The 16398-nt window shown below is 67.1% G+C and carries 14 protein-coding genes and 5 pseudogenes; 5 read left to right on the top strand and 14 right to left on the bottom strand.

Annotated elements, in window-relative coordinates:
* Nucleotides 1–43: 43 nt before the first annotated feature.
* A complete protein-coding gene (locus ACF061_RS38270; protein ID WP_392271635.1) occupies nucleotides 44–6208 on the top strand; it encodes a LamG-like jellyroll fold domain-containing protein in 6165 nt (2054 codons plus the stop codon).
* A complete protein-coding gene (locus ACF061_RS38265; RefSeq protein ID WP_392271645.1) occupies nucleotides 6186–6602 on the top strand; it encodes a transposase in 417 nt (138 codons plus the stop codon). The genes ACF061_RS38270 and ACF061_RS38265 overlap by 23 nt, the downstream gene beginning before the upstream one ends.
* Here ACF061_RS38265 and ACF061_RS38260 read toward each other — a convergent pair.
* From ACF061_RS38260 to ACF061_RS38245, 4 genes are all read right to left on the bottom strand, one after another.
* The gene (locus ACF061_RS38260; RefSeq protein ID WP_392271634.1) at nucleotides 6509–7096 is read right to left on the bottom strand and encodes a recombinase family protein; all 588 of its coding nucleotides are present in this window, start codon (nucleotides 7094–7096) and stop codon (nucleotides 6509–6511) included. The genes ACF061_RS38265 and ACF061_RS38260 overlap by 94 nt on opposite strands.
* Nucleotides 7097–7391: 295 nt before the next feature.
* Complete coding sequence (locus ACF061_RS38255) at nucleotides 7392–7766, bottom strand: peptidoglycan-binding protein (RefSeq protein WP_392271633.1); 375 nt, start codon at nucleotides 7764–7766, stop codon at nucleotides 7392–7394.
* 132 nt (nucleotides 7767–7898) lie between these two features.
* Nucleotides 7899–8099 (bottom strand): peptidoglycan-binding protein, encoded by a 201-nt coding sequence (locus ACF061_RS38250; RefSeq protein ID WP_392271632.1) that lies wholly within the window; start codon nucleotides 8097–8099, stop codon nucleotides 7899–7901.
* Nucleotides 8100–8181: 82 nt separating this feature from the next.
* Nucleotides 8182–8550, bottom strand: a complete 369-nt coding sequence (locus ACF061_RS38245) for a peptidoglycan-binding protein (RefSeq protein ID WP_392271631.1) — start codon at nucleotides 8548–8550, stop codon at nucleotides 8182–8184.
* A 611-nt stretch (nucleotides 8551–9161) separates the two neighbouring features.
* On the opposite strand from ACF061_RS38245, the pseudogene ACF061_RS38240 reads away from it, so the two are divergent.
* Nucleotides 9162–9354, top strand: a pseudogene (locus ACF061_RS38240) (transposase); the annotation flags it as partial.
* Between the two features lie 67 nt (nucleotides 9355–9421).
* Here ACF061_RS38240 and ACF061_RS38235 read toward each other — a convergent pair.
* The 3 genes and pseudogenes from ACF061_RS38235 to ACF061_RS38225 all read right to left on the bottom strand — a co-directional run.
* A pseudogene (locus ACF061_RS38235) lies at nucleotides 9422–9772 on the bottom strand (ATP-binding protein); the annotation flags it as partial.
* Between the two features lie 188 nt (nucleotides 9773–9960).
* Nucleotides 9961–11475 (bottom strand): annotated as a pseudogene (locus ACF061_RS38230) (Helicase associated domain protein); the annotation flags it as partial.
* A gap of 95 nt (nucleotides 11476–11570) precedes the next feature.
* Nucleotides 11571–11696, bottom strand: a complete 126-nt coding sequence (locus tag ACF061_RS38225; RefSeq protein WP_392271630.1) for a hypothetical protein — start codon at nucleotides 11694–11696, stop codon at nucleotides 11571–11573.
* A 17-nt stretch (nucleotides 11697–11713) separates the two neighbouring features.
* On the opposite strand from ACF061_RS38225, the pseudogene ACF061_RS38220 reads away from it, so the two are divergent.
* Nucleotides 11714–11895 (top strand): annotated as a pseudogene (locus ACF061_RS38220) (phosphoribosyltransferase); the annotation flags it as partial.
* Nucleotides 11896–12106: 211 nt separating this feature from the next.
* Here ACF061_RS38220 and ACF061_RS38215 read toward each other — a convergent pair.
* The 7 genes and pseudogenes from ACF061_RS38215 to ACF061_RS38185 form a co-directional block, all read right to left on the bottom strand.
* Nucleotides 12107–12370 (bottom strand): hypothetical protein, encoded by a 264-nt coding sequence (locus tag ACF061_RS38215; RefSeq protein ID WP_392271629.1) that lies wholly within the window; start codon nucleotides 12368–12370, stop codon nucleotides 12107–12109.
* 14 nt (nucleotides 12371–12384) lie between these two features.
* Entirely contained in the window at nucleotides 12385–12543 is a 159-nt protein-coding gene (locus tag ACF061_RS38210) for a hypothetical protein (protein WP_392271628.1), read from the bottom strand.
* A gap of 142 nt (nucleotides 12544–12685) precedes the next feature.
* Nucleotides 12686–13006, bottom strand: coding sequence for an IS3 family transposase (locus ACF061_RS38205; protein ID WP_392271627.1), 321 nt, complete (start codon nucleotides 13004–13006; stop codon nucleotides 12686–12688).
* The gene (locus ACF061_RS38200) at nucleotides 13003–13137 is read right to left on the bottom strand and encodes a hypothetical protein (protein ID WP_256096679.1); all 135 of its coding nucleotides are present in this window, start codon (nucleotides 13135–13137) and stop codon (nucleotides 13003–13005) included. Before ACF061_RS38200 ends, ACF061_RS38205 begins: the two co-directional genes overlap by 4 nt.
* A gap of 59 nt (nucleotides 13138–13196) precedes the next feature.
* A pseudogene (locus ACF061_RS38195) lies at nucleotides 13197–13253 on the bottom strand (hypothetical protein); the annotation flags it as partial.
* Between the two features lie 231 nt (nucleotides 13254–13484).
* Nucleotides 13485–14504, bottom strand: coding sequence for an LLM class flavin-dependent oxidoreductase (locus ACF061_RS38190; protein WP_392271626.1), 1020 nt, complete (start codon nucleotides 14502–14504; stop codon nucleotides 13485–13487).
* Between the two features lie 11 nt (nucleotides 14505–14515).
* Nucleotides 14516–15835 (bottom strand): MFS transporter, encoded by a 1320-nt coding sequence (locus ACF061_RS38185; protein WP_392271625.1) that lies wholly within the window; start codon nucleotides 15833–15835, stop codon nucleotides 14516–14518.
* A 134-nt stretch (nucleotides 15836–15969) separates the two neighbouring features.
* On the opposite strand from ACF061_RS38185, the gene ACF061_RS38180 reads away from it, so the two are divergent.
* Nucleotides 15970–16332 (top strand): ArsR/SmtB family transcription factor, encoded by a 363-nt coding sequence (locus ACF061_RS38180; RefSeq protein ID WP_392271624.1) that lies wholly within the window; start codon nucleotides 15970–15972, stop codon nucleotides 16330–16332.
* The last annotated feature ends 66 nt before the right edge of the window (nucleotides 16333–16398 follow it).

Raw genomic sequence — 16398 nt, 5'->3', positions numbered from 1 at the left:
GCACGGGGGGACCGCCTGAAACCTGCGAAGGATCCCAACCGCGATGTCCGCCTTCCGCGCACCCACACGTGCGTCCAGACGCCCGGCCGCAAGACCGATTGCCTTCGCTGTTGTCACAGCACTGGCTGCGGCAACGCTGACAACCACTTTGCCCGCCCATGCGGCAGACGGAGATTCAGCGCAGGCAACCGACTCCGACTCGCACAAGGCTCAGACCCAGAAGACCGCCAGGCTCCTCAACCCCACCGAGTCGGCATCTGCGCAAGCGATGGCGACCGGCAAGCCCGTAACGATCGACCAGCTCACCGACACCGGCACGCTGGTCGTCGCCAACCCGGACGGCACCTTCACACGCACCGACACCTCGACGCCCCAGCGTGTACAGCAGCAGGGCAAGTGGGTCCCCATCGACACCACACTGGTACAGCAGACGGACGGCACCTGGGCACCGAAGGCCGCTGTCACACCCATTACCTTCACTGGCGGCGGCACCGACCCCATGGTCACCATGCGCAGCGGGCCGGACAAGCTGAGCTTCTCATGGCCAGACGCACTACCCAGGCCGGTAATCTCCGGCGACACTGCCACCTACCCCGAGGTCCTCGCCGGAGTCGACCTGCAACTGACCGCCGACGCCTCCGGATACTCTTCGATCCTGGTGGTCAAAACGCCCAAGGCGGCTGCCAACCCGCGGTTGCAGCAACTTGCGCTCAACACCTCCTCCAGCAACCTCAAGCTTGCGGCCACCAAGGGCGGCGGTACGCGGGCCACCGACAAACGCACCGGCAACACGGTGTTCCACAGCGACACCGCACTGATGTGGGACAGTCCTCTTCCGAAGACCGGTGCGGCTTCCCTGGCTCGCACCACGACCGCCTCCTCCGCACGGGCTGAACACAAGGCGGCGGTGAAGGTCGGCAAGCACCGGGCACAGGTCCAGGTGAGTCTCCGGAACGGACGACAGCTGCTCGGCCTGGACCAGAACCTGCTCACCGCCAAGACCACCACATACCCCGTCTACGTCGACCCGGAGTGGAGCGGCAGGCCCTCCCAGCTGGACTGGGCCCGCATCTCCGACAACGGATGGAACGTCTACAACTCGACGTCCACGTCAGGGGCGACCAATGCCCGCGAAGGGTGGGACAACTCATCACCGGGCAACGGCGAACGGGCGCGCACCTACTACCGGATGAACACCAGCGGCATCAAAGGCGCGGTGGTCAGCCATGCCTCGCTCTACGTGAAACAGCTCTCCGCTGCCTCGTGCTCCGACACCCCCGCCGCTGTCTACGGCACAAACCGCCCCGCTGGATGGAACTCTTCGTCGCTGTACTGGGGTCATGAGCCTGGTGGACGCACCGGCTCGCTGGGCACCAACCCGAAGAGCCACGAGGCAGGAACCTGCCCGGTCACCAGCGGCTCCAACTCCTGGGTCAGCCCACCCTCACTCGAGTTCGACGTGACCTCACGGGCGCAGAGCGCGGCGGCCGGCGGCTGGAGCAGCATGACGCTGATGGTCCAGTCGCCCGACATGAACGACGCCACCCAGTGGAAGCAGCTGGCCTATGGCGGTGGTGCCACCATGTCGGTCACCTACAGTTTCCGGCCCAAGCTGAAGAACGGCACCGGCAGCCCCGCCATCAAGCCGTCCATCGTGAGCATGGGCAACACGATGACCACCACCAGCACCCCTACGCTTTCCGCGCGGGCGGTCGACCCCGACCTGGCGGGCGGTAGCGAACGGGTGCGCGTCGACTACAACGTCTTCAACTCCTCCGGCACTCTGGTCGGCCAGGGTTTCGGTCCCAACCTCGACTCCAAGAAGCACGCCAGGTACAACACCAACGGCAGCGACTGGACCACACCAAAGCTGCCCAACGGGAAGTACACGTGGAAGGCGACCGCGCAGAACGAGGCCGGCTACTGGGTCGGGTCCGGCTCGGGTATCTGGACCAAGACACAGACGTTCACGGTGGACACCAGCGCGCCGCCGGCCCCCATCGTCACCTCCAGTCAGTTCCCCTCCAAGCAGATCGGCTCCGCCTTCGACGACAAGGGCACCTTCGTCCTGAGCAACAACCGCACCAACAACATCACCGGCTACCTGTTCTCCCTTGACGCCACCCTCGGCAACACGGTGTACAGCAGCAGTGGTGTCACCCCTTGGAAGACCGGCACGACGATCGTGCCGGGCCACGTCTACTACGCCACCTCGGACAACGGTCCCGGCACCGGCGCATCAGTGATCAACGGCAGCGCCTCCCCGACCTTCGCGCCCGGCGTCGCCGGGCCGCACACGCTGTACGCCAAGTCGGTGGACCAAGCGGGATCCACATCCATCACGCAGACGGCCTACGTGTTCTACGCCGGCACCAGCAGCCCGATCTACGCCTACGGCGACAAATTCATCAGCGGCTGGACCGCAACCAATGCCGACGGCACGACCATCACCGTGCCGAAGGCGACGACCACCAGCAAGGGTGGCCAGCTGATCAGCCAGGCCGCCGGCAGCGGATACGAGTTCGCCGACGGCTACCAGGCCATGCTCAACAACAAGAGCACCACCTCCAAGGTCGTCAGCGGTGACACCGTCACCTTCAGCTTCTACATCCCCAAGGACGGTCCCTGGAGCTTCGGGGCCAATCTGACCAAGGCCAAGGACTACGGCATCTACCGGCTGACCCTGGACGCCGGCCAGAGCAACCAGTCCGCTCTGATCAGCGGCTTCGACGCTTACAACTCCTACGTCACCACCCAGTTCCTCAACCTAGGCATCCCCAAGGACTCAAGCGGGCAGCTGCTCGTCCTCAGGCAGGGGGTACACACCCTCACGCTCACCCTGACCGGCAAGAACCCGCACTCCACGGGCTACCAGGCCGGCCTCGACGTACTGCGCCTGGCACCGGCGCTCACCTGCGCGATCAACGCCACCAGCAGCTGCCTGAACAACACAGCCACCAGCACCTTCACCACCTCAACCAGCCCGGCCGACGCCGACGGCTCCGGCAACAGCATCAACTCCACCGACCTGACGAGCACGTCAGGTTGGCAGAGCAACAAGACGGTGACGGTGGACGGCGCCACGATCGCACTGCCGAAGTTCGGCACCAGCACCTACGACAACATGCTGGCCTCCGGCCAAACCATCACCCTACCCACCAGCGGCGTGGCCAACACCGGCGACGCGCTGGTCTTCCTGGCCTTCGCGACCGGCGGCGCCGCCAAGGACGCCACAGGAACCATCACCTACGCCAAAGACAACTGCCGGGATGCCAGCGGCGCCCCCTCCAGCCAGGACTATCAACTGGACACCGTCCCGGACTGGCTGGCCGGATCTCCCTCCGCTGCCTCACTCACCCTCACCCATCAGAACCACAGCAACAACACGCAAACCAGCCCCAGCTCCGGGCCGAAGATCTACGCGATCAGCGTCCCGCTGGAATGCCCCGGTTCAGTCATCAGCAGCATCTCACTGCCGCTGTTCACCAATGGAGTCCAGACCGGCCAGCCTGCCCTGCACATCCTCGGACTAGGCTTGCGGCCGCTCTCCGTCACCGGCAGCGGCTCAAGCGCCCGACACTGGGTCGGCACCTGGGCCTCGGTGCCGGACACCGCCAAGGTTCAGCTGTCCAGCGGCAGCACCGCCACCGTCAACGGGCAGACGCTGCGGATCCCGGCCCACATCAGCATCGGCACAGACGACGGCAACGCAGTACGCCTGCACCTGTCCAACGCCATGGGTACGACGCCGGTGACCTTCGACGCGGCATCCGTCGCACCGCAGGACGCCACCGCGGGCGGAGCCAACGCGGCGGCGACACCGGCACCGGTGACCTTCGGCGACTCGGCCTCCGTCACCATCCCGGCCGGCGGTGATGTCACCAGCGACCCAGTCACCGTTGCCGTCCCACAGCAGGCGACCCTTCTGGTCAGCCTGCAGGTTCACGGCTCGGTGTCCGCCATGCCGGGTCACGCCGCAGCCCAGACCCCTGTCTGGGTCAGTGACGCCGCCAACCGCACCGGCGACGCCACCGCGGGCAAGTACACGCAGACCACCTACACCGGCCTGCCGTACCTAACCGGCATCGACGTCACCACCCCCACCCCCGCGCCCACCGGCTCGCTGGTCCTCTACGGCGATCAGAGCGTCAACGGGGACACCGCCGACAATGACGGCCAGCACCATCTCAGCGACGCCATCTCCAGCGCCCTGGTAGGCGACGCCAACGGCGACGACTCAGTGGACTACGGCGTCCTAAACGCCGGCACCAACAGCGTCAGCCTGAGCAACAATCTGCTGCCGCAGATCACCAACAGCGCCACCCCGCTCAACGCGATCAACCCGCTGGACCGGAACGTGCTGTCCCAAGGCAACGTACGCACCGTTCTCATCTCCACAGGTGCCGCCGACCTGCTCAACTGCACCAGCGACGCCTACACCTGCGCCACAAAAGTCGAGGCCGGCCTGGCATCGCTCAGCAGCCAGATCAGTGCCTACGGCACCGACGACGGCCTGTCGAATGACATGTACGGCCGCCCCATCACTGAGAACGCCAACATCACGGTCTACTTCGCGACCATCCCGCCGTTCACCACCGCACATCCGGGCACGGCCGTACAGGAATCGGCACGTCAGCAGGTGAACAGCTACCTGCTCGGCAACAACGCAGACCAAGTCGTCGACTTCGCCTCAGCGGTATCCACGGACGGTACGGCGACGTCCTCGACCGTGAAGGCAGCCGACCTCTCCAGCGGCAAACCGTCCAACGCCTACTACGCCGACCTTGCCGCGCGGTACCTCAATGACACGGACACCGGCGTCGTCAGTATCGGCCCCAACCTGCTCGTCCCGCTCGCCACGGACAGCGACACCCCCGAGGACGAGTGGCAGTTGAACGCCGACGGTACCGACGGAAACGGAGACAACCCGTTCACTGCGCTCGGCGGTGCGACCTTCACCTCCGACGGTCCGGAGGCGCTCAATGCCGGCGCCGGTGCCGCGTCCTTCGACGGCACCAGCGGATTTCTGGAGAGCGACCACACCGCCGTCAACACCTCGAGCGACTACACCATCTCCGCCTGGGTGAAGATCAACTCGTCGGTAGATGCCACCGCGATCTGCCAAGGCACCAGCCAGCACCAGGCGTTCTACATCGGCTACGACAGCGGCAACAAGGGCTGGATGTTCCAGACCACCACCACCAACGACGCCGACGCCCAGTTCCCCACCGCGGAAGGTGACAACAGCACCGGCGCCATCGGCACCTGGACCCACCTCCTCGTCACCTACACGGCTCCCGTCGATGGAGACTCCAGCACGGGCGTGATGTCGCTCTACCAGAACGGCACCCTGATGGGAACCGACACCAACCTCACACCGCAATACGACTCCTCCATGCCACTGACCCTCGGCGGCTGCGTCACCGACACCGACGCCACCTCGCCGTACGCCGCCTTCCCCGGTTCCGTAGCCGACGTCCACGTCTACCCCTACGCGATGCAGGCCGACCAAGCCAGCACCGACAGCGTGATCGTCCCCTCCGGCTGGGACTACGGCATGCCCGAAGACGAGTGGAAACTCGCCACCGACGGCACCGACACCGCCACCCTCAACCCGCTCACCGCTACCGGCAGCGCCACTTTCAGTTCCGACGCGCCGAGCGCAATGGCCGGCAGCGTCGCCTTCGACGGCAGCACCGGCTTGCTCAAGAGCAAGCAAAGCGCGGTCAACACCCTCGGTGACTACACCGTCTCAGCATGGGTGAAGATCAACTCAGCCCTCGGCACCACGGCCCTCTGCCAGGGCACCACGCAGCACCAGGCCTTCTACCTCTCCTACGACAAACCAAGCCAAGCCTGGATGTTCCAGACCACGACCACCAACGACGAGGACTCCGACTTCCCCACCGCGGAAGGCGACACCAACACCGCACCAATCGGCACCTGGACCCACCTCGTAGCCACCTACCGGGCACCCGTCGCCGGAGACTCCAGCACCGGAGTCATGGCCCTCTACCAGAACGGCACCCTTATGGGAACCGACGCCAACCGCAGTCCCCAGTACGACTCCTCCCTGCCCCTGACAGTGGGCGGCTGCGTCAACAGTGCCTCGGCCACAACGCCGTACCTGGCCTTCCCCGGCTCCGTAGCCGACGTCCACGTCTATCCACGAGCCCTGACGGGGACTGAGGCCAGCAACCTGCACTAACCTCACCACCCCAATCGGGCCCCGCCGCTCCCACAGAAGAACGGCGGGGCACCGTGACCGATGCCGGGCGGCGGAGATCCCCGACGAGCGAGGGTTTGCCCCCAAGGGGGAACTGGCCCGGGACCTCGTGCGCCGCCGCCTGACCGCCGGCCTGCCCGCCAAATGGGTCACCGCGGACAATGCCTACGGGCAAGACTGGAACTTCTGCCACCTGCTCGAACAACTCGACATCGTCTACGTGGTGGCGATGCCCGAATCGAAGCAGATGCAGGTACCCGACACGGAACTGCCGCGACTGGCTCAAAGCGTGCTGCAGCAGCGAGACTTTTTCTTCCCTGTACGGCCGCCGCTCCGCCACCAGCTCGAAGACCTGCTACGTCGGCTGCTGAGGTAGTCGGCGACCTTGCCCGGCATGTCGAGGGTGACCGGCAGTTCCGAGGCAGGGGCATTCTCCTCGATGGTGGTGTGGTCGGGCAGAAGATCGGTGACAGCCGTGCGGATCGCGCCGCGGCTGACTCCGTGGTCGCGGGCGAGGGCGGCGATGGAGCGGCCCTCCAGGTACGCGGCGCGGACGTCGTCGGCCTTCGTGGCCGCCACGGCGGGGCGGCGTCCGCCCTTGTTGCCCTTGGCCTCGGCCGCGCGTAGTCCGTCGTAGGTCAGCTCGCGCTGGAGGTCGCGTTGGAGTTCGCCGGCGGCGGCGAGGGTCTGCACCATGAACTTCACGGTGGACAGCAGTTCGCCGGTGCGAGGGTGGCGGGCGGTGAGGTCCATGGCGGAGAACGCGCCGTCGTGGATGCGCAGTGCGACCTGGTCGCGGTGGAGGACGTCGAGCACATCGAGGATGTGCCCGGTGCCACGCACGAGGCGGAACAGGGGTCTGAGGAACATCGGTGTCAGATCGTGCGCTAAGCCTCCGTCGGCCCTGGTGGGCGGCCGACGGGTCATTGGCGACGGGGCTGGTCTGAAGTCGCCCCCCTGATAACGCCCTATTATCTGTGGCATTGCTGATCACGACCTGCGGCGACGTCTGCGGGACCGTGCGCGAAGCGACCCTGTTATCTGCGGCAACGGCCCCGGGGATCAATCTCAACGCCAACCACGGTTCGATTGATCCCCGGGGCCGTCGTCGCTCAGCAGGACGCGGCGCAGGCGTCCCGGCCAATGAGCTGGTGGCGTCGATTACCTACCACCAGACGCCAGCCCGCAGAGCGGCCCAGGTTTTGGCGCCCACGATGCCGTCGGGGGTGATACCAGCATGCTGTTGAACCACGTAGATCGCGCGCACGGTCTGGGGGCCCATGATGCCGTCGATGGGGAGGGGTGGTTGGTAGCTGGTGTTGGTGTCGATCAGGCACTGTACTTCGGCCACCCGCCGGTCCGGGTAGGTTTGCCCGGCCTGCACCTGCCCCGTACCGGAGTAGTAGCCGCAGGCGGCAGTGCTTTGGGCCGCTGCGGTGGGCTTTGGAACTGGCACAGCCGCGGATGGTCCCGCAGTGGCGATTCCGCCGGCGAGAAGCAGCGTGGTCAGGAGCAGCAGGGTGCGTCGCTGTGAGGCCATGATCCGTTTCCTGTCGTGTGAGAGGTGAGGTGTCCGCGCCGCAGGGCGGTGCGCACACGTGAGGTGGAGTTGATGACGGTGCCTCATCACGCGGCGGCCCACAGCAGTCGGGTTCAGGCCCGCTGCCTCAGGTCACTTGTGGCAGTCGATGTCGTTCCACCGCCAGTAGTCCAGCTCGGACCAGGTGTTAGGGCCGATGATGCCGTCGGCGGTGAGCCCGGTGCACTGCTGGAAGGCGATGGTGGCGCTCTTGAGTCGAAGATGCCATCGACAGTGACCAGGCGGTCCAGGACGCTGTTCGGGGACCCGTGGGTGCCATTCACGTGTTCGCACCCGTCACAGGTTGCGCGACGGGTGCGAGACGTGAGCGTCGTCCGGGGTCTGAACAAACCCTTAAGTGCCCCCGGCGGCGGGTTCAGCTACGTAGGGCAGCCCATGTGTTGGTGCCGACTTTCCCGTCGATCGTCAGCCCGCCGTACCAGCCCTGGAAGGCTCGGACGGCGTTGTAGGTGCCGCTGCCGAACACACCGTCGACGCCGCTGGAACCGACGCTGAAGCCCCACGAGAGAAGCAGACACTGGACTTCCTTGACCCTGCTGCCCGTGTCGCCCTGCACCGTGAGGGCCGTGCCCGAGTAGTAGCCGCAACCGCCGGCCGCAGACACCGCGACGTGCTGGCCCTGGTCCGAGGGGGCCGCCGTAGCTGCTCCCGCCGCGCCGGCGGAGATTCCCGCGGCCAGGAGGGTCGCGGCCATCGTGGTGAACAGCTTTCTACGCTTCAACAAAGTGCTCTCCCTTGCTGACGCTTCGGTGCGACGCACCAGTTGGTGCACCGCACCGGAACAAATAGCATCGCTGTTCCCTGCCCGGCCATGGCGCGTGCGGCGAATCAGCCATAGAAGGCGGCTCACATATCAGCCACCGTCCTGCAATTCCTACAGCCTATGCGCAAAACCCTGCCAGGCCAGCGCGCCTAACATGCCTATGTGACCGCGGTTGACAGTGCTGAACCCGCCATGACGGCGCCCCCTCACGCCAGTCTCCGAGCCATGAGCCAAGACCTGAAGTGGTGTACTGGTTGTCCGTAGACGCGCACCGCCGCTCCGTCGTTATGCGAGGGCCGCTTTCTGCTTCCCGGGGGTTGAGGAACATCCATGTCAGATCGTGCGCTAAGAGGGCGTTTATGCAGGTCAGGCCCTATATGCGGCTCTCATCCCTGCCCCGCTTTGAAGGCTTTCATCCCATAGGCGGTGAATGGTGCTCTCCAGGGCAGAGGCTCGACCATCCGTCTCGTCCGCTTACGTGCCCTGAAGTCCGTCTGATTTGAAGTTGCCACGGAATCGCCCGATGAACAGCGGAACCGAGCCCTCCGCCTCGCCCGTGATCACGCTACGCCGTGAGCGAGCGCAAGCCGTATCCCAGCGACCTGTCCGACGCCCGGTGGGCCCTGATCGAGCCGACGTTGACGGCCTGGAGAAAGGCCCGGCTCGACCGCAGGCCGACCGGGCAGCCGGCCAAGGTCGATTTACGTGACGTCTTCAACGCGATCCTCTACGTTCTACGTGAACCGCACCGGAATCCCCTGGAAGCGGCCTGTTCCCGTAACAGCGTCCCGGTCCGTCGCGTGTGCTCAACCGCCGCCCGCGCCGCGAACGTCGGATGGGCCGTGAGCTGTTCCACCAGGTGCGCGCAGCACAGCCGAAGCAGCTCCCCATACAGGTCGCGGGCGTGTTCCGCCAGGTCTGCCACAGGCCATCGCAACTCGTCGGCCAGGCGCCCGGGATCGAGGTCCGCGGCGAACAACCGGTCCGCGTCGATCGGGCCCGCGGCAGCGAACGTGTCCTGGACCGCTGCCACTGCGGCCAGCCGCTCATGCTCCGGCAATGAAGCGTACGCGGCCGCGATGCGCTCGCCGAGGACCCGCGCCAGCTTCTCGGGCGCCGCCGGCTTCGGCAGCGGTCGTACCGGATCCGCCACCAGACCCGCCCCCGGCTTCGGCGTCAGCACCGACTTGGCGACCGTCTGGGCCACCGTGGACGCCAGGCCGGACCACCACCGCTTCGAGCCCGTGCATTACCCGACCTCCCCGTAGTCCGCAGACGGCATCGTAGGCGGATGACCGGCCACCGCAGGGTGAGATGCCCAAGAAAAGCCGGATGACCCTGCCAACCGAGTGGCCTGGCAAATCCTTCGCGCTACGCCCACTGCATGCCCAGCTCCCGCAGCGCGCCCAACTGCTCCGCGCTGAGCTTGTCGCGTCTTGCCTTGGTGTTGCTGTACCAGATGCCGAGCTTGGTCTCGGTGCCGTCGGGCAAGGTCTCCACTGCTTTCCGAGGCACCGGCCGGTCGGCACCTTCCCGTTCGACCCACTGCGTGAGGGCTGTCAGGCCTCGCTGGAATGCCTTCTGTGCCTTGCTCGGGCTCTTCGTCGTGTGCGCGGCCGGCGGGGCGGGAGACGGGGCCTCAGCGGGCTGCACGCCCAGCTTCGACAGCCGCTCCTGCTGCTCGGGGAGGAGCTGCGCCCAGGTGCCCGGGTCCTTCTGCCGCTGAAGCCACCGCCCGATGTCATCGCCTTCGAACAGCACCCCGGGCTGGATCTCGGGCATGCTGCCGTCGGCTTCGGCCAGGTCCGCCAGGACGCGGTAGTGCCGCTGCCAGTCCAGGGGCCACGGGCAGTTCCAGTCCTCATCGACCGCGGCCAGTTGCTGAGCGCGCACGGCGGCCCGCTCCGGGTCCTTGCCCAGGCCGCCCTTGCGGTGCAGGTTCGCCATGTGCTGGCCGACCGGCACCATCGCTTCGCCCTCGCCCCACACCGCGTCCTGACGTGGCGCGATGTGACCCATGGCCCGCCGGTACGACCGCAGCGCGGCGAGCTTGTTCTCCCACGCCTCCTCGCCCGGCTCCCAGACCATGCCGGCTTCCGGCGCGTCCAGGAGGACCTTGCGCCGCTCCTCCAGCTCCCCGGCCCGCAGCGCCTTCCTCTGCTGGTGGACCCGTCGGCCAAGCGGGAACGCCTTCGTCGCCCCGACCTCGACCTCGACGTCGTAGGGCACGGCGTAGAGGCCGGTGATCTTGTTCTCCTTCCGCCACCGGATGAGGGCTTGGTAGCCCTCCAGCCACACCAGTGACTCCGGCCGGTAGACCCGGGTGCGCAGGAACGCCGCGATGGTCGCCGCGTCGCGGGGAGAGGAGAAGTGGAGCAGGGCGGATTCGGCAGCGGTGTCGGTGTCGTCGTGCTCCTGGTCCTCGCCGTCGCCCTCGCCGCCGGCCCCGACGATCCGCCCCTCTTCATCACACCGGACGTGCACCTTGCGCTTGCCGCTGGTGAGCGCGCGGGAGGCGAGCTGCTCGACCAGGCGCTCATCGTGCGAGCGCAGGTCCTGGAGGACGGCTACGAGCGGCCTGAAGCTCGCGGAGGCAACCATGTCGGTCGGGTCCTCGCCGGGCTCAAGGAACACCGGCACCATGATCCGTGACCTTCGTGCTGCCGTCCTTGTGGAGCCGGAACGCGCGGCCGATGTTCTGCACGATCTCCACCTGCGAGCCGCGGGTGTCCGTGAAGCACACGGTCTGGACCCCCGCTCGCCGGTGATGTCCACGCCCTTCCCGAGCACCCGCACCGAGGCGAGGAAAGCGCGGTGCACCCGGTGCCCGGCCGTGTCGATGCCGCCTGCGAACTGGCGCAGGACCTCGCGCCGCTCGGACACGAGCGCACCGAGTGGTACAGCGAACTCACCAAGGAGCTGCGCCGGCCCCGGGCGGCCCCGTCGCCGAACGACCGGGCCGCCCTCGGCTGGTCTTCCTGCTACCAGTGCATGCCGAGTGCGGTCCAGGCGGCGCGTTGCTCGTCGCTCAGGGCGGCGGCGTGCCGGCGGGTGTTGTCGTCCGCGGCGCCCAGCTTTATCTCGGTCCTGTCCGGCAGCACCTCCACGTGCTTGCGTGGTACCGCTCGCCGGCCCCCGGCTGCCCGCGGTGACCGCCCCCGCCCTCCTCGTTGCCGGGGGCGCGGACGACCGGGTGCTCGGTCTAAACCGCGGCGCTCAGGCACGACTCCGCTGTGAGAACCGGCTGGAGGTGGTCCCGCCTGCGCCACCCACCTCTTCGAGGAACCCGGCGCGCTGGAGAGGGTGCGAGCTGGTCCGGGACTGATTCACCGACCGCATGGCACCCGCGCACGTACAGCCGCGGACCCGCGTCGGGCGGCCCCGGCCGAACCGTCACCGGCCCTTTCCGGGGCATGTCTGTTCACGGCCAACGCCCACGCCGGCGGTGGCCCGGCCCCTCACGCCGAGGGCCGCGTTCCCGGGATCTCTCCCGGGAACGCGGCCCTCGGCGTGGGGGCTAATGACCCGCGGCATCCCGCAGGACCTGGGCGACGGCCCGGTCGTCGTCGAGGGCGCTCATCCGGACGGGGTCCCGTTCGTCGTCCAGGACGACGGCGCGGACCACCGTTCCGACAGCCGCCTGCTGGTCGCCGTCCGGCCAGCGCGGGTCCTTCGTGTTGTCGATCAGGCCCGCGGTGCCGTCCGGGAGCACCACGTCCAGCCCCCAGGGCCGTACCGCGAGCACACGGACGTCGTACTCCTGATGGAGTGTCGGGGGCATGGCACTCAGCCTCCTCACGGCTTGGGTATCCAGATGCGGGCGAGGGTCAGGGCGTTGAACTCGTTCAGTCTGCTGTAGTCGATCTCCCACTCGATCCTGGGGCTTCCGTTGTGGCCCTTGCAGTCGTACCGCTTGGCCGCCTTGGCGAACTGCACCAGGAACTTCATGTCCATGTCGTATCGGTTACATCCCGGAGGCGTAGGTGCCACACCCCCAGTAATCGGCGGCGACGCTCGGTCGGTGACCCACAGCTGGTTCGGCCCGTTCGCGGCGAAGTCGCGTTGCACCAGGTCAGGAGCCGGATCGGCGGCCGGGTCACGGCGAGTGAAGCCCTTGCCCCGACGGGGGCTGGTCCCGTGCGAGGCTGGCCTGGCGTATGAGCCGCTCGACACGCTTGCGGCCGACGTGGACGCCCTCACGCTTGAGGACGGCGTGCACGCGTGGTGAGCCGTAGATCCCGCCGGAATCGTCGTGGACCTGCCGGATCCTGCCCGTCAGCTCAGCGTCCCGGCGGAGCCGTTCGCACGGCTCGGACTCGTCCTGGCGCCACCGGTAGTAGGTGGAGGAGGGGATGTTCAGTTCCCGGAGTGCGGGCTCGACTCCCAGATGCGGGTGCTCGTCAACGAGCGCCGTCACCTGGGCCGGGTCGGGTCGAGCTGGGCCGCGAAAAAAGCCGATGCCGTACGCAGAACCTCATTCGCACGCTTGAGCTGAGCATTCTCCTTGCGCAGAGCGGCAAGCTCCTCACGCTCGGCGGTGGTGAGCATGTCGCCTCGCTCGCGGCATCGGCCCGACGAATCCAGTTGCGCAGGGCCTCGTGGTGCACACCGAGTTCCTCGGCCGTGCGGCGGATCACAGGCTTCGGCTCAAAAGCGCGGTACATCCGCACCGCACGCTCTCGCAACTCCAGCGGGTACTTCTTCGGGGAGGCTTCGTCAGAGCTCCTCTCATACACCTCACCTGACCCGCTGTCACCTTTTCCAGCATCTCGGGGGAACCTCACCTCGCCAGTTCCGCACGGCGACACGATAGGTACACAAAGATGCGGAGGGGGCGGCGTCACGAATGGATTTGGGTCACCGCCCCCTCCGTTGGCTCGCATAGCTCCCTTGAGTCAACCCGCTCTCAGGGAGTGAATAGTTGGCGCGAGGTACTCTGCAATATTGCCGAGGATGCGCAGGTTCTCCTGCACGCCGAGCGTGTTGGGGATCGTGACAAGCAGGGTGTCCGCCTCCTTCACTGCGTGATCTTGGTGAATCTCCCTGATGATGGCCTCCGGCTCTCCGATGAAGCTCTTCCCGAAACGGGAGATGGCACCTCCAAGGACGCCGACGTTTTCTTGTGCTTGGAGCGCCGCGGGGCCGAACAAGGATCGGTCACGGTCGGAGACGATCGGCAGGATGCTGCGCACGACGGCGACGCGGGGCGCACCTCGATGGCCCGCGCGATCCCAGGCGGCGCGGAAGACCCTGACCTGTTCGGCCTGGAGCTCCGAGAACGGAACACCCGTGTCCTCAGAGAGCAAGGTGCTACTGAGCAGGTGCATACCCTGTTCGCCGGCCCACTGTGCGCTCTGTCGCGTGGCCGATCCCCACCAGATGCGCTGCGGAAGCGTCTCTGACTGCGGTTGGATCGGCAACGGCACCTGCACGCCGGCCTCGGCGGGGTCGCTGATCGCCATCGGGGTTCCGGCGATGGCGGCGCGGAAGCGGTCGGTGTGCTCGCGTGCCATGTCTGCGGCGTTGCTGTCGGCGGACGGATGGAAGCCGAAGCTCTCCCATCCGCGCAGTGCGGGTTCCTGTGATCCTCGGCTGATGCCGAGCTGGAGACGTCCGCCGCTGATGAGGTCGGCTGCGGCGGAGAGCTCGGCCATGATGAGTGGGTTCTCGTAACGCATGTCGATCACGGCGGTGCCGAGTTCGAGTCGCTGAGTTCTCGCGGCCATGGCTCCCAGGAAGGACCAGGGGCTGGCGAACTGGTGCTGATAGTGGTGCACGCGCATCCAGGCGCCGTCGAAGCCGAGTTCTTCCGCGCCGACCGCGATCTCGATCCCTTGCGTCAGCGAGTCGGCTGCGGACAGGTGGTGGCGGGGCTGGTAGTGGCCGAAGGAGAGGAACCCCAGGTTCTTCGTCATCGTGGCTCCTTTCACAGGACCGGGATGGAATCGGTGGGCGATTCCGCCGCGGTGGGCAGCTCGTCCTCGGTGGAGTTGGGGGTGGGCGTGCCGCTGGCTCGGCGCAGGAGGATGACGGCGGCGCCGATGACCGTGGTGACGACGGCGCAGGCGATCATCATCATGCGGAACGCGGAGGCGTAGACGGCTGCATGGCCGGTGGCCCCGGCTGCGACCTCGGCGCCGAGAGTTGGGTTGCTGAGCTGGGCGCCGATGATCGCGGCGATGGCAGCACCGAAGACGGCGACGGCGAGCGCTTCGCTGCCGAGTCGGAGGAAGTTGAGTACGCCGGCTGCGGCGGCGCTGCTGTGTGCGGGGACGGAGGCGAGTGCTTCGCCGTCGACGAGCCCGAGGGGGAGCCCCCATCCGAATCCCAGCAGGATCATCGGGATAACGAGCAGCACCGGGGGCAGGCTCGGGTCGAACAGCAGGAACAGCACGTCGCCGGTGATGAGCAGGATGATGGCGGTGTTGATGATCGTGTGCGGCGAGACGCGGGTGCGGGTGATCAGCGCGCCGGTGAGCAGCGGGCCGACGAGGACGGGGAGCGTCAGCGGGAGCATGGACAGTCCCGCGGTCGCCGCGTCCTGGGCGTGGACGGCGCTCAGCGCGATGGGTGCGTAGGTGAGGACTGAGACGTAGGCGAACGACGCGGCGACGGGGACTAGCGCGACTGCAAGGAAGCGAGGGCTGCGCAGCGGCGACAGATTGAGGAAGCCTCGGCGGGGCGCATCGCCCGTCGACGTGGCGGACGGTGCTGGCAGGACTCTGAACGCTGCAGCCGCCAGCACGAGCGCGGCGACCCCGGCGACCACGCCGAAGACACCACGCCATCCGAGTGCCGTGACAAGCAGGCCGCTGAGCGTGGGGCCGGCCGCCAGGCCGATGCCCACGATCGTGCCCAGGAGAGCGAAGGCATGTGCGCGTCGCTTGCCGTCGTAGGCGTGGGAGATGATCGAGGTGCCGCCGGTCGCGATGGCGGCCGCGCCGACGCCGGTGATGATCCGTGCGAGGTCGAGGAGGATCAAGTTTCCGGCGAGGGCGCTTGCGACTGCTCCGAGCAGGACCGTGGCGAGGCCGATGACGAACGTCCGTCGCAGCCCGATCCGGTTGCCGATCTGCCCCCATAGCAGCGTGGAGATCGTCAGGGCGATGTTGAAGCCGTTGACGACGCCCTGCAGCATAGTTGCCTCGCTGCCGAGGTCCCGCGAGATGTCGGGAAGCGCGATCGCGGCGCCAGTGATGCTGATCGGCATCACGAAGATGCCCAGCAGCACGACGGGCAGCAGCAACGGCGATGGTGATGGACGCTCGGGGGTGGCGTGAGTGGGCGACAAGATTCCTCCTAGGTACGATGCATGTCGTACCTGATGGAAGCACGCAAGTAAGGTACGATGCAAATCAGACCTGAGAGAGGTGGAAGCGAATGGTGAAGGAAACACCTTCGGGGCCAGCGGCTGCGGAGATGGAGCTCGGCACCGTCCTCCGAGCGCTCTCCGATGAGCACCGTCGTGCGGTGATGGTCGAGCTCGCCGCAGACGAGGAGGATCGCGAGCGCACATGTAACTCGTTCGATCTGCCGATCTCGAAGCAGACCCAGACGCACCACTTCCGTGCGCTTCGGGAGGCCGGACTGATCTGCGAGATTGACTACGGGAACCGGAAGGGCATCCGGCTGCGCCGGTCGGACATCGACGTACGTTTCCCTGGTCTGCTCGGGATCCTCGCAGCGGAGGCGCGTAAGCCGGAACACGCAAATGGCTGGGGTCCGTCTTCAGAGATCATCTAGTGGTGGGTCATGGTGGGGTGTTGCGCCGTCATGAACTCACCGATCAGGAGTGGAAGTTACTCGCTC

It is taken from the genome of Streptomyces sp. NPDC015220 (assembly GCF_043079345.1).
GTDB lineage: Bacteria > Actinomycetota > Actinomycetes > Streptomycetales > Streptomycetaceae > Streptomyces.
Note: the sequence above shows the minus strand (reverse complement) of the source record. Positions and strands in the feature narration are given on the sequence as shown.